General features: G+C 69.3%; 12 protein-coding genes. 6 read left to right on the top strand and 6 right to left on the bottom strand.

The annotated features are described in order from the left end of the window. Positions 1–250: 250 nt before the first annotated feature. Together B4589_RS14065 and dph2 are read left to right on the top strand one after the other, a co-directional pair. On the top strand, positions 251–937 hold the full coding sequence (locus tag B4589_RS14065) for a helix-turn-helix domain-containing protein (RefSeq protein WP_217920467.1): 687 nt from the start codon (positions 251–253) through the stop codon (positions 935–937). Between the two features lie 199 nt (positions 938–1136). Continuing rightward, positions 1137–2183, top strand: coding sequence for a diphthamide biosynthesis enzyme Dph2 (gene dph2, locus B4589_RS14060; protein ID WP_079234857.1), 1047 nt, complete (start codon positions 1137–1139; stop codon positions 2181–2183). Positions 2184–2195: 12 nt separating this feature from the next. Here dph2 and B4589_RS14055 read toward each other — a convergent pair whose 3' ends face one another. Beyond that, positions 2196–3080 carry a hypothetical protein gene (locus B4589_RS14055; RefSeq protein WP_079234856.1) on the bottom strand — a complete coding sequence of 295 codons (885 nt, stop codon included), beginning with the start codon at positions 3078–3080 and terminating at the stop codon, positions 2196–2198. A gap of 105 nt (positions 3081–3185) precedes the next feature. Between B4589_RS14055 and B4589_RS14050 the strand changes: the two genes are divergently transcribed. From B4589_RS14050 to B4589_RS14040, 3 genes are all read left to right on the top strand, one after another. Beyond that, complete coding sequence (locus B4589_RS14050; protein WP_079234855.1) at positions 3186–4355, top strand: Xaa-Pro peptidase family protein; 1170 nt, start codon at positions 3186–3188, stop codon at positions 4353–4355. A 477-nt stretch (positions 4356–4832) separates the two neighbouring features. Then, positions 4833–5609: a prephenate dehydrogenase/arogenate dehydrogenase family protein gene (locus B4589_RS14045; protein ID WP_079234854.1), complete on the top strand. Its 777-nt coding sequence runs from the start codon at positions 4833–4835 to the stop codon at positions 5607–5609. Continuing rightward, a complete protein-coding gene (locus B4589_RS14040) occupies positions 5606–7093 on the top strand; it encodes a small ribosomal subunit Rsm22 family protein (RefSeq protein ID WP_079234853.1) in 1488 nt (495 codons plus the stop codon). The genes B4589_RS14045 and B4589_RS14040 overlap by 4 nt, the downstream gene beginning before the upstream one ends. A 2-nt stretch (positions 7094–7095) precedes the next feature. Here the strand turns inward: B4589_RS14040 and B4589_RS14035 are convergent, their stop codons facing one another. Further along, positions 7096–7662 (bottom strand): DUF1684 domain-containing protein, encoded by a 567-nt coding sequence (locus tag B4589_RS14035; RefSeq protein ID WP_079234852.1) that lies wholly within the window; start codon positions 7660–7662, stop codon positions 7096–7098. 96 nt (positions 7663–7758) lie between these two features. Here B4589_RS14035 and B4589_RS14030 point away from each other — a divergent pair, with 96 nt between their 5' ends. Beyond that, positions 7759–8973 (top strand): amidohydrolase family protein, encoded by a 1215-nt coding sequence (locus B4589_RS14030; protein ID WP_079234851.1) that lies wholly within the window; start codon positions 7759–7761, stop codon positions 8971–8973. A 1-nt stretch (position 8974) separates the two neighbouring features. On the opposite strand, the gene B4589_RS14025 is transcribed toward B4589_RS14030, so the two are convergent. The 4 genes from B4589_RS14025 to B4589_RS14010 all read right to left on the bottom strand — a co-directional run bounded on the left by B4589_RS14025 (position 8975) and on the right by B4589_RS14010 (position 13201). After that, complete coding sequence (locus B4589_RS14025) at positions 8975–9895, bottom strand: DMT family transporter (RefSeq protein ID WP_079234850.1); 921 nt, start codon at positions 9893–9895, stop codon at positions 8975–8977. A gap of 68 nt (positions 9896–9963) precedes the next feature. Further along, positions 9964–10455, bottom strand: a complete 492-nt coding sequence (locus B4589_RS14020; protein WP_079234849.1) for a CBS domain-containing protein — start codon at positions 10453–10455, stop codon at positions 9964–9966. Between the two features lie 78 nt (positions 10456–10533). Further along, positions 10534–12018, bottom strand: a complete 1485-nt coding sequence (locus tag B4589_RS14015; protein WP_079234848.1) for an oligopeptide/dipeptide ABC transporter ATP-binding protein — start codon at positions 12016–12018, stop codon at positions 10534–10536. Beyond that, positions 12011–13201: an ABC transporter ATP-binding protein gene (locus tag B4589_RS14010; RefSeq protein WP_079234847.1), complete on the bottom strand. Its 1191-nt coding sequence runs from the start codon at positions 13199–13201 to the stop codon at positions 12011–12013. Before B4589_RS14010 ends, B4589_RS14015 begins: the two co-directional genes overlap by 8 nt. Position 13202: the final 1 nt, after the last annotated feature.

Here is a 13202-nt window from a genome sequence, read left to right as displayed (position 1 = left end):
ACAGCATAGGCGATCCGTTCAGGGGGGTGCAACTGTTACTCGTCACTGGAGGCGCGTGAGCCTCCGAGTGGACGGGATATCGGATGTGAAGTTCACGGTCCGTAGAGGCGGTCCGAGCCGGAACCACGTCGAGTTCGGTGACTCCGGGGCCGGCCGGCGGTGACGGTGCCCCCCGTCGACGCCCCGGAAACGTATTCGAGTTGGCAGGTTCCGAGGGGGTTTTTCACGATCAAACACGCTACCGTACAACATGTCAATCAGTTCGAGCAGGAGCGACGGGAGCCCGGCCGTCGAACTGGAGTTCGCGTTTCACGAGCCGTCGTACCCGTTCGTGCGGGCGTCGGAGGTCGCGTCCTGTCGGCTCGAACTCGAGGAGATGATCCCCCGAGGCGGTGCCTACGCGGAGTTCTTCAGCGTGCACGGCACCGATCTGGCGGTCGTCGAGGCGCTCGCCGAGAGCCACCCCGCCGTGACTGTCACGGTGATCGAACGCTACGACGACGGGGGGTTGCTGGAGTTCCTCGTCGAGGGGGGGTGCCCGGCGGTCCGACTGGCGGAGCTGGGCGCGCTCCCCCGATCGGTCGTCGGCGAGCGTGGGGAGGGGCGGATCGTCGCGGAACTGCCCGCGTCGTACGACGCCGGCGAGGTGATCGCGGCGTTCCAGAGCGAGTACGGCGGCGAGCTCGTCGCCAAGCGGGAACGGGAGTCGTTCACGCCGCTTTTCAGCAACCGCGAGCTGGACCGCGAGCTCGAACGCCGGCTGACCGACCGCCAGCACGAGGTGCTCGAAACCGCCTTCGAGGCCGGCTACTACGACTGGCCCCGCCGGACCAGCGGCGCGGAGCTGGCCGACCGGCTGGGGATCAGCCAGCCGACGCTGTCGGAGCATCTGACGGCCGCGGAGCGGGAGCTGCTCGGGCTGGTGTTCGACCGCTGACTCGCTCGAGTTCGTCGTCGAGCACGCCGCAACGTGAGGAAGCGCCCCTCGCCCGCTCCCACGCACTCGCGGTGGCCTAGCTCGTCCGCCCCATAGTTGGCTCCACCGCCGCCCGATAGTCACGGGAAACCACGGGGGATGGGAGCACGGGACCGGCGGAAGCGCGGGGATTATCCGTCCACACCCGATAGCATCGCTAATGAGTCAGGACGCTGCGGGCGACGCGACGACAGAGGGAGATCTCCGGAACACGGGGATGTCCCTGCGCCACGACCGGGAGTGGGACTACGAGCTGGAGCGCATCATCGAGGAGATCGAGGAGAAAGACGCCAAGAAGGTGGGGCTGCAGTTCCCCGAGGGGCTGAAGCGGCGCGGTCCCGCGGTCGCCGACGACCTGCGTGAGCTCGCGCCCGACGACGTGACGTTCATGCTGTCGGGCCAGCCCTGCTACGGTGCCTGCGACCTCGACACGTTCCTGATGCGACGGACGGACGTGTTCGTCCACTTCGGCCACTCGCCGATGAAGAACTCCGAGAAGATCATCTACGTGCCGCTGTTCTCCAACGTCGACCCGTTCCCGATGATGGAGGAGGCACTGGAGGAGCTCCCCGAGGACGACGTCGGCCTCGTCACGACGGCCCAGCACATGAACCTCTTCGACGACATGAAGGAGTGGCTGGAGGACGAGGGGTACGACGTCCACACTCGGAGGGGCGACGACCGGCTCACCCACGAGGGGCAGGTGCTCGGCTGCAACTACGCCTCCGCGGACATCGACGCCGATCAGGTGCTGTACGTCGGCGGCGGGAAGTTCCACCCCCTCGGGCTGGCGATGGAACACCCCGACAAGAAGGTCGTGATCTGTGACCCGGTGAACAACGTCGTCACCGTCGCGGACACGGAGAAGTTCATGAAGCAGCGCTACGGCGCGGTCCACCGCGCGATGGACGCCGAGAAGTGGGGCGTCATCTTCTGTACCAAGATCGGGCAGGGGCGCTGGGAGACCGCCGAGCGCATCGTCGACGAGAACGAGAACGCCTACCTGATCACGATGGACGAGGTGACGCCGGACCGCCTGCGCAACTTCGACATGGACGCCTTCGTCAACACGGGCTGTCCCCGCATCACCACCGACGACGGCCCGCAGTTCCACAAGCCGATGCTGACCCCCGGCGAGTACGAGATCGCGATCGGCAACAAGCCGCTGGACGAGCTCTCCTTCGACACGTTCCACGGCACCTGGTAAGACGCTCCGCGATCAGCCCGTCTCGCTCTCCAGTTCTTCCGCGCGCAGTTCGTACAGTTCGCCCGCGTAGCGGATCGTGTACGGCTCGTCGATACCGAACGCCGGGTAGCCGGGGCTCCGTTCGACGTAGCGCACTCGTTCGACGCCGTCCTCGAAAAAGGGCAGCGTGTTCCGCAGGCGGTAGTCGTGGGCCGCCTGCTCGGGGATGACTCGCGCCGGGTCGGCGGCGCTCTCGACCCGCCGGACGATCAGTTCGGCGCGGCCGTCGTCGCCCTCTCCCACGCCTCGAACGGTCACGACCGCGCCGTCGCGCGAGGCGTCGCTGAGTTTCTCCGTGGGTTCGAGGGTCAGTTCGGGGGCGTCGACGCTGAATCGGGCTGCGAACCCGAGCTGTGGGTCCGTCGACTCGCCGAACCAGCCGTCGGCCGTGAACGCGTACTCGCCGCCGCCGAGGCCGGAAACGGTGCCCGCCTCGAGCCACGCGTCGTAGTACCGGCCCGGGTTCGGCGGGAGGTCGTGTTCGGCAGTGAGCGCCCACTCGTGGGCCTCGCCGTGTTCCAGGGGCGTTAGCGGCTCGGGCCAGATGTCCGGGACTACGCGGTACCAGTCGCCGTCGACGCGCTTCCAGAGCGTCCACGCGTAGAAGTTGGTCGACAGCTCCCGACCCGCACCGTTCTCGAGGGTGAACGTCACGGTTGCGGGCGGCGAGACGGACTGTGAGTCGGCGGTCAGCGCGATCGGGACCGAGTCAGGGTCGGTCTCCGGGACACAGACGATCCGGTCGCCGACGGGCGGGCAGTCGGACGTGGTAGTCGGGACGCCGATCTCGTCGGCGCTGGGCGCGAGACAGCCGCCGAGCGCGAGCGCGGACAGCGAGAGGAGGGCACGTCGTTGCACGGCGGGAGGTGGTCCCGGCGCCTGCAAATCCTTTGTGTCGCGCATCTCGCTGCCAGCGTGGCCGCGACGGCAACGCCTTTGCCCGCGCCGCCCGCCACTCCGGCCATGGAGATCGACACCACCGCTCTCGACGACTACCTCGACGAGCAGGATCTCGACGGGTACGCGGTGTACGCCGACGGCGACGACTCGACGCAGCGCTACCTCTCCGGCTTCGACGCGCCGGACCCCTTCTTCACGGTGTACACGCCCGACGAGACCGCCCTCCTCACCTCGGGCCTGGAGTACGGCCGCGCCTCGAAGGAGGCCCGCGGCACGGTCGACCGCACCTCAGAGTACGACTACCAGGGGCTCCGGGAGGAACACGATTCGGGTGTCGCCCGGGCGAAGATGCAGGCCGCCTTTCTGGACGCCCACGGCGTCGGCTCCGTCGCCGTACCCGACACGTTCCCCGTCGGCGCGGCGGACGGCCTGCGTGAGGAGGGCGTCGCGCTCGCGGTGGACTCCGAGGGCGTCGTGGACGACATCCGCGCGGTGAAGACCGACGAGGAGATCGAGCACGTCCGGGAGGCCACGGTCGCGAACGAGAAGTCGATGCAGGCCTGTGAGGAGCTGCTCGACGCTGCCGAAGTCCGGAGCGGCGTGCTCTACTACGAGGACGAACCGCTCACCAGCGAGCGCGTGAAAACCGAGATCGAGGTCACGCTGCTCGAACACGGCTGTGCGCTGGACGAGACGATCGTCGCCTGCGGCGTCGACGCCGCGGACCCCCACGACCGCGGCAGCGGGCCGCTGGAGGCGGGCCAGCCCATCATCGTCGACATCTTCCCGCGGAGCAAGGCGACGGGCTACCACTCGGATATGACCCGGACGTTCGTCAAGGGCGAGGCAAGCGAGACGATCCGGGAGTGGTACGAGCTCACCCAGGAGGCCAAACGCGCGGCGTTCCGGGAACTGGAGGCCGGCGCGACCGGCGCGGACGTGCACGCGGCGGTGTGTGACGTGTACGAGCGCGCCGGCTACCCGACGCTCCGGGACGATCCGTCGACGGAGACGGGGTTCATCCACAGCACCGGTCACGGCGTGGGGTTGGACGTCCACGAGAAGCCGTCGCTGTCGCCGAGGGGTGGGGAACTCGAGGCCGGACAGATCGTGACGATCGAACCCGGGCTGTACCATCCTGAACACGGCGGGGTGCGGATCGAGGACATCGCGGTGGTGACGGAGGAGGGGTACGAGAACTTCAACGAGTATCCGGAACAGTTGGAGCTATGAGGAAATAGAGACTGGCTTACTGCAGATATCGCTTCGACGAAGATCGTCGTGACGAACACCGTGAAAGCCCCTGTGCGCTCGGCTCGCGCGGCTCGCTGCGCTCCTCACTTCGTTGCGGTGCCTTGCGTCGTCACCAGAAATCGGAGATTTCTGGTTGGCAGACGAGAGCTTCGCTCTCGTCAACGCCGTGCTTCCCCGAGCGCACAGCCCCTTTCAGTCCCACCCGCCCGTACAGCCCCCGAGCCTCCCCAACCGATTCGCTCACGTCGTTCGCTCATCCCTCGCGCTCGGTCGGCGCACGGAGGCGTCGTGCGGCGCGCCTGATCGCGCGCCGCACGGCCAGCGAGACCTTCGGTCTCGCCCTGCCGACGCTTCGCGCCACCGCACCGCCATTCGACAATCTCCCCACACCGCTACCCACGGCGAACAACCGCCATCCGCGCACCTTTTCACCCGACGGCCACCACGTATGGGTAGATGACGCTCTGTATCGTCGGCGCCGGCGCGATGGGGCGCTGGCTGGCCGGGACGCTCGCCGACGCCTCGCCGGCGGTCGAGTTCGCGTTCGCCGACATCGACGCCGCAGCGGCGGCTGAGGCCTCCGACACGTTCGACGCCGAGACGGTCGCGCTGGCGGGCGGGACGCCGACGGCGGACCGGACGTTCGACACCGTCGCGCTGACGGTCCCCATCCCCGTCGTCGAGGCGGCTGTCGCGGACTGGGCACCGTACGCCGAGAGCGCGATGCTCGACCTCTCGGGCGTGATGGCCGAGCCGATGGCCGCCATGCGCGAACACCTGCCCGACCGCGAGCGCGCGAGCCTCCACCCGCTGTTCGCTCCCCCGCGTGCGCCGGGCAACGTCGCGCTCGTCGCCGACAACGTCGGTCCGACGCTCGAACCGCTACTGGACGCGCTCCGCGAGGCGGGCAACGAGCTGTTCGAGACCACGCCAGCGGAGCACGACGACGCCATGTCGACCGTGCAGGCGAAGACCCACGCCGCCGTGCTCGCGTGGGCGCTCGCCGGCGACGACGTGCGCGAGGAGTTCCACACGCCCGTCTCGGCCGACCTCCGCGATCTCGCCGCGACGGTAACCGGCGGCGACGCCGGGGTGTACGCCGACATCCAGGACGCCTTCGGCGGCGCTGAGGCCGTCGCCGAGGCCGCTCGTGGGGTCGCCGACGCCGACCGCGAAGGGTTCGAAACGCTGTACGACGAGGCCGCCGACGCCGTCGACGGGGGTGAGCGATGAGCGTCGACCGCGAGCGCCTCCGGGACACCGTGAACTACCTTCGGGAGGTCCGCCCGATCGACCCCGCGGAGATCCAAGAGTACTTCGACGAGACCCCCCACCCCGCGGTGATCCGGCAGGAGCTCCGGGCCGCGGCGTTCGACCTCGACCTCGTCGAACGCGAGGACGGCACGTTCGTCCCGGCCAGCGACGCGCCCGTCGCGCCGCCGGGCTGGGAACCCGAGACGTTGCCGAAACAGTACGAACGCGTCGTCGTCGACCGACTCGTCGAGGAGTTCGGCCTCGACTGGTCCGACGGGGAGTCAGGCGACGAACTCCGCGAGGCGATCCGCCGGCTCAAGGCCGACTACTACCACGGCAACCCCGTCGAGTACGACGAAACCGCGGCGCTGGGGTACGCGATCTACCACCTGCCGGACTACTACGCCGCGACGGGGTACGTGCTCGACGACCTCGCGGAGAACGACGACCTCCCCCGGAAGCTCCGCGTGCTGGACGTGGGCGCCGGCGTCGGTGGGCCCGCGCTGGCGCTGATCGACTACCTACATGACGCGGTCGGTGAGGACGAAGACGAACCCCCCCTCATCGAGTACCACGCGTTGGAGCCCTCGCCTGCGGCGGACCTGCTCGAAGCACTGCTCGAGGAGACGCCGCGGAACGTCCGGACCACGGTCCACCGCGAGCGGGCGGAGGATTTCGACCCCGAGTCGGTGGGTGACGTGGACCTGCTCACGTTCTGTAACGTGCTCTCGGAGCTCTCGGACCCCGCGGCGACGGCGGACCGCTACCTCGACGCGGTCGCGGCGGACGGCACGCTGCTCGCGATGGCGCCCGCGGATCTGGAGACGGCGACGGGGCTCCGGGAGGTCGAGCGGACGCTCGCCCGGCCGGACTCGGGGCCGTCGGTGTACTCGCCGACGCTCCGGCTCTGGCCCGACGAGTCACCCTCGGATCGCGGCTGGTCGTTCGACGTCCGGTCCGACATCGAGGCGCCGCGGATGCAGCAGCAGTTGGACCAGAGCGAGCGCGGCGAGGGTGGCGGCGGCGAGGGGAACGAACCCGGCACGTTCACGAAAACGTCGGTGCAGTTCGCCTACGCGCTCCTGCGCCCCGACGGGAAGCGCCGCAGTCCGGTGGCTGCCTCCGCGGATCGCCACGCCAAGGCCGCGGAGATGGAGCGCCACGTCAGCAACCGGATCGACCTGCTGACGGTGAAGCTCAGTCCGGATCTGAGCCGGCAGGGCGAGCGCGAACGGGAGTACGGCAGCGACCCCAACCCCGTGTTCAAGATCGGCGACGGGAGCGAGGACGTCGAGCAGTACGCGGTAGTGACCCAGCACACGGAGCTGAACCGTGCGCTGGGCGAGGCCGAGTACGGCGCGGTGCTGTCGATGGAGAACGCGCTCGCGCTGTGGAACGACGACGAGGCGGCGTACAACCTGGTCGTCGACGGCGAGACGGTCGTGGATCTGGTCGTTCCCTAGGCTCAGTCCTCGCCGAGTTCGGGTTTCTTCTCGCCGGCCGGCACCACCACCTCCAGCCAGTTCTCCTCGGGCGGCAGCGGACAGGCGAACGTCTCGCTGAACGCACAGAACGGCGAGTACGCGAGGTTGAAGTCGAGCGTCACCGTGTCGCCCGTCTCCAGTTCCCCCTCCGGTTCGAACTCCATGTAGCGCCCCCCGGAGTACGTCTGCTGGCCGGTCGTCTTGTCCCGGAACGGGACGAACAGCGTATCGTCGTCGCTGTTCTCCTGCCGGTAGGCGTGGAGTTCGCAGTCCTCGCCCCGGAGTTCGAACGCGAACGTTGCGACCCGGAGGTAACGAGTCGGCGGGCCGTTTGTGGTCTCCATCTCCACCGGCTCGGGGTCGTCGTGGACGGTCACCTCGGCGTCGACCCGGAACTCGGGGGCCGGGTCGAAGTAGTCGAGGCCGTCGAACTCGTCGCGCTCCTCCGGCGGCACCGGCGACTGCGGGTGCTCGGCGAAGAACTGGTCTTTCTCCTCGCGGTTCTGCCGGAGCTGTGTCTCCCACTCCCCGGCCTCTGAGTCGCTCATGGGCGCGGTTGGGTCCGCGCGGGGATGAGTCCGGCGCTCCCCCGTCGGCTGCCGCGAGGCGAACTACTAATCGGCGCTGTTCGTTACCGGTGCAGTATGAAGTACATCGACTGCGGAACCCTCGTCGACGGGACCGGGAAGGACCCGATCGACGACGCGCGGATCCTCGTCGAGAACGACCGGATCGTCGAAGTCGGCCCCGGAGAGGCGGTCTCGGTGCCCGACGACGCCGATCGGGTTGACCACTCCAGCGAGACCGTAACCCCGGGGCTGATCGACGCCCACCTCCACCTCAAGGGGAGCCGGTCGATGGAGCCGTTCGACTGGATTCAGGAATCGACGGAACTCGCCACCGCGCGGGCGACCGCCGACGTTCGGACGCTGCTGGAGGCGGGGTTCACGGCGATCCGGGACGTGGGCAGCGAGGCCGGCCTGCCAGTCCGTCGGGCGATCGACGACGGCACGATCCCCGGGCCGCGGGTGTTCACCAGCGGCAGCAGCTTCTCCCAGACCGCGGGCCACGGCGACCGCCACTACCTCCCCTACGAGTGGGCAAAAAGCGACGCCGCCGGCGGGAGTCAGATCGTCGACGGCGCCGACGAGTGCCGGAAGGGTGCCCGCGAGCGCATCCGCGAGGGCGCCGACCTGATCAAGATCATGACCACCGGCGGCGTGCTGAGCGAGAAGGACACCCCCAGCCAGAGCCAGTTCACCGACGACGAGATCCGGGCGTTCACCGAGGAGGCCCATCGCGTCGGCATCCCGGTTGCTTCCCACGCACAGGGGGCGCCGGGGATCAAGGCCGCGCTCCGGAACGGCGTCGACACGATCGAACACGGGTTCTACATCGACGGGGAGTGTCTCGATCTGTTCGCGGAGACCGGCGCGACGTTCGTCCCGACGCTGTCGATCGTCCACCGGCTCGTCGAACGCGGCGACGAGTTCGGCGTCCCCGAGTACGGGATGCGGAAGGCCCGGGACGCGAACGAGGCACACTTCGAGGCGACCCGGCGGGCGTACGAGGCAGGCGTCCCGATCGCGCTGGGGACGGACTTCCTCGGGCCGGAGCCGGTAGCCCACGGCGAGAACGCGCTCGAAGCCGAACTGTTCGTCGAAGAAGTCGGCATGAGCGAACACGAGGCCATCGTCGCCGGTACGGGGACCGCGGCGGAGACGGTGCCCGCGGCGGATATCGGCACGCTCACGGTCGGGAACCACGCCGACCTCGTCGCGTTCGAGGAGTCGCCGCTGTCGGACATCACGAACCTCTACGAGCCGACGACGGTGTACAAGGACGGCGAACCGGTGTGAGCTAGCCGGCGCGGATGTGGTCGAGTTCGGTCGCGATCGCGCGGCGTTTCAGCAGCGCGAAGCCGACGATGATCAGCAGGAACCCGGCGATCGTCCCGACTGTCACCACCTCGTCGAGCACCAGCCAGCCCGAGATCGCCGCGAACACCGGCGAGACGTAGGAGACGAGGTTGATCTCGATCGGCCCGAGTCGATCCAGCAGGTCGAAGTAGATCAGAAAGCCCAGCGCGCTGGCGAGCACCGAGAGGTAGCCCAGGCTCGCGACCGTCGGCAGCGTCACCGGTACGTCACCGATCGACTCACCGAGCCCGGCGCTCACGACGTGCATCAACAGCGCGCCGAGCAGCATCGACCACGCCTCCATCGCCTCGACGGGGAGGTCGCTGTCGATCCAGCGGGTGAGCACGGCGCCCAGCGCGAACGAGCCGGCGGCGGCGACGATCAGCAGCTTCGCCACCATCCCGCCCGCGAGCAGGTTCGACGGGTCGGGATCCGCGAGCACGACCGCACCAGTCAGCCCGAGTAGCAGCCCCAGGATCCCCGCAAACCGGAGTCGCTCCTCCGGGAGGAACAGCCGGGCGAAGCCGGTCGTCAGGATCGGGCTCAGCCCCACGAGCACCGCCGCCGACGCACTCGTGACGGCGTCGTCGGCCTCGCCGACGAACAGGAACGCGTGGTACGCCGCGATCAGCAGCCCCCCGCCGACGGCGACGGTCGCCCACTGGTCGCGCCCGCGGGGCACTGGGTCGTCGAGTACCCACCACGCGTAGCAAAGCATCAGCACGCCCGCGATGTCGTAGCGCACCGCAGCGAACAGCACCGGGGGGAAGCCGGCGTCAAGCCCGGCTTTGATCGCCATGAACGCCGAGCCCCAGACCGCAGCGAGAACGAGAAAGAGCGCGAGGTTCCGGTAACGAGTCACTACCCCATCGGAGGGTTCGGGGTGGCTTATGGCTCGCGGTTCCGGTCACTGCGGGGGTCCCGGAGCCGTCAGGCCGCGACGCCGGCGGCATCGCGCTCGGCTCGGAGCCCGCGAAGCAGGTCCTGGCGGGTGATGATGCCGACCAGTTCGTCGCCGTCGAGCACGGGCAGTCGGTTGATGTCGCGTTCGGGGTCCGCGAGCAGGTCGAGCAGGGCGTCGAGGCTCGCGTCCGCGTCGACGGTCACGGGGTCCTCCGTCATCACGGAGCTGATCGGGTCGTCGGCGTGGGCGGCGATATCCACGTCGTCGCCCGGCAGGTCGATCGCGTACGTCAGCGTGTCGACGATCGGCGGGATGCCGATCGGGATCCAGAGCACGCGGTCGTCGACCTCGAACAGGTCGACGAGGTCGCCCTCGGTGACGATCCCGACGAGGCGCCCCTCGTCGACGACCGGGAATCCGCTGAAGTTCACGTCCGCGAGGCGGGCGAGCACCTCGCCCACCTCGTCGTCGGGCGCGACCGTCTCCACGTCGGCGGTCATCACGTCGGATGCGTTCATGCCCGAACCGAGGGCCGGGGGCTACGTGAACGTTGCTGCCGGCGGCCGAACCGAGAAGGGTGCGGTCGTGGGGACGAGCTAATCGTGGAGGTGACAGGCCACCACTTCGCCGTCGGCGCCGGGCTCGTCGTCCGGCGGCGTCGTCTCACACACCGTCTCGAAGCGCTCTCTGAGCGTCTCGGCGGCCGCCTCGAACTCGCCGTTCGCGACGGCCTCCAGCGCCTCGTCGACGACCGCGGCGTTCTCCCCGGCGATCCCGGGGATCTCCTGCTCGCGGTACGCCGCGGGCTCGGTCTCCCGGATCTCCTCGGGGTCGAGGCGCTCGGCCTCGACGTCCTCGCGGAGATCCATCACGTCGCGGAACGCGTCCTGCTCGATCGTGATCTCGTCGGGCGGGATGACTTTCGGACACCGTGTCCGGAACCGACAGCCCGAGGGCGGGTCCCGCGGCGACGGCACGTCGCCGGAAAGCGTCGCCACGCGGCGGCCCTGCTCCTCGACCTCGGCGCGCGGGACGCTCTCCAGCAGCGCCTCGGTGTAGGGGTGCTCGGGGTTCTCGAAGATCTGGTCGGTCGGCCCCAGCTCCGCGACCTTGCCGAGGTACATCACCGCGACGCGGTCGCAGATGTGCCGCACGACCGAGAGGTCGTGGGCGATGAACAGGTACGTCAGCCCGAAGTCGTCCTGCAGGTCGTCGAGCAGGTTCAGCACCTGCGCCTGCACGGAGACGTCGAGCGCCGACACCGGTTCGTCGAGCACGATGAACTCGGGGTCGAGCGCGAGCGCTCGGGCGATCCCCACGCGCTGGCGCTGCCCGCCCGAGAACTCGTGTGGGTAGCGGTCCACCTGGTCGGCCGAGAGCCCGACGCGTTCGAGTAAGGCGCCGGCTCTGGCGTTCCGGATCTCGGTGTCCGACCCCGTCACGGTCACCTCGACGTGGAGGCCGCCGTTCTCTTCCTCGACGGTCGCGTCGAGCAGTGCTTGGTGGGCGTCGACGGCGGCTTCCGGCCCGTCGTCGCCCGTCCGGACCGTCACCGGGATGCGGGCGACGCCGTCCTCGGGCTCGACCACGCGGTCCAGATCGTCGGCGACCGTCATCTCGACGGTGCGGTCGACCCCCTCGACGGTGAGTTCGGCGTCGGTCGCGACAGTCGGATCCGACTCGGGCAGCCCGTGGATCCGCATCCCCTCGGCGACGATGGCGCCGACGGTCATCCGTGGGTCGAGGCTGGAGAACGGGTCCTGGAACACGATCTGGGCGCGCCGGCGGAACGTCGACAGCGACTCGTCGTCCAGGTCGAACACCTCCTCGCCGTCGAACGCGACCGTGCCGTCGGTCGCCTCGCGCAGTCGGAGGAGGGTCTCGCCGGTGGTGGACTTCCCACAGCCGGACTCGCCGACCAGTCCGAGGGTCTCCCCCTCGTGCACGTCGAAGCTGACGCCGTCGACGGCGCGCACGCTCGTCTGCTCGTTACCGAGCAGGCGGTCGATCAGCCCGCCACTGTCGTCGTAGTACTTCCGGAGGTTGCGCACCTCCACGAGCGCGTCGTCGGCCTCACTCATGGGAGACCACCTCCTGTTTCGCCTCGGGTCCGAGCGCCTCGGACTCGTCGTACTCCCGATCGGCGAGCACACAGCGCACGCGGTGCTCGTCGTCGGTCGTCGACGGCGCCTCGCGCTCGTCGATGCGGTTGAGGCAGGCCTCCATCGCCTTCGGACAGCGATCGGCGAAGTAACACTCCTCGCCCATCTCCGAATCGAGCAGGCTCGGGACGTTCCCCGCGATCGGCGAGAGCCGCGGTGCGGGGTCCTCGATGTCCGGGATCGACCCCAGCAGCCCCTCGGTGTAGGGGTGGACGGGGTTCTCGAACACGTCCTCGAGCGCGCCGCGTTCGACCACCTCGCCGGCGTACATCACGCCGACGCGCTGGCACATCCGCGCGATCACGCCGAGGTTGTGGGTGATCAGCACCACGCTCATGTCCTCCTCCTCCTGGAGATCCCGGAGGAGGTTCAGGATCTGGGCCTGGATCGTCACGTCGAGCGCGGTCGTCGGCTCGTCGGCGATCAGCACGTCGGGTTCGCCGGCGAGCGCCTGCGCGACCATCGCGCGCTGGAGCATCCCGCCGGAGAACTCGTGAGGGTACTCCTCCGCGCGCTGTTCGGGGTCGGGGATGCCGACCCGTTCGAGCAGTTCGACCGCTCGCTCGCTGCTCTCCTCGGAGACGTAGCTCTGTGAGGGGAGCAACGCGTCGGCTGCGAACCGGGCGAGCCCGTACCCCTGGGTGCGCGAGCGGGTGCGCCGCGGGTTCGCGCGGGCACGCCGCTGGACCTCGACGGCCTCGGCGATCTGCTCGCCGACCGTGATCGAGGGGTTGAGGCTGCTCATCGGGTCCTGGAAGATCGTCGCGAACGCCGGCCCGCGGAGCCACCGCCGAGTCGCCTCCGGAAGCTGTCGGACGTCGACGTAGTCGCCGTCGACCGCCTCGGGATGGGACTCGGCGTGCTCCTCGGCCAGCTCGGCGTCGCGGTACCACACCTCGCCCTCGACGATCCGGCCCGGCGTCTCCACCAGGTCGATCAGCGAGAGCGCGGTGACGGATTTCCCGGAGCCGGACTCGCCGACGATGCCGAACGTCTCGCCGTCGCGGACGTCGAAGTCGACCGATTCGACGGCGTTGACCTGCCCCTCCTCGGTGAAGAAGCGGGTCGTGAGGTTCCGCACCTTCAGGATCTCGTCGGCCATC

Origin of the sequence: Halolamina sp. CBA1230, assembly GCF_002025255.2 — an archaeon.
Taxonomy (GTDB): domain Archaea; phylum Halobacteriota; class Halobacteria; order Halobacteriales; family Haloferacaceae; genus Halolamina.
Note: the sequence above shows the minus strand (reverse complement) of the source record. Positions and strands in the feature narration are given on the sequence as shown.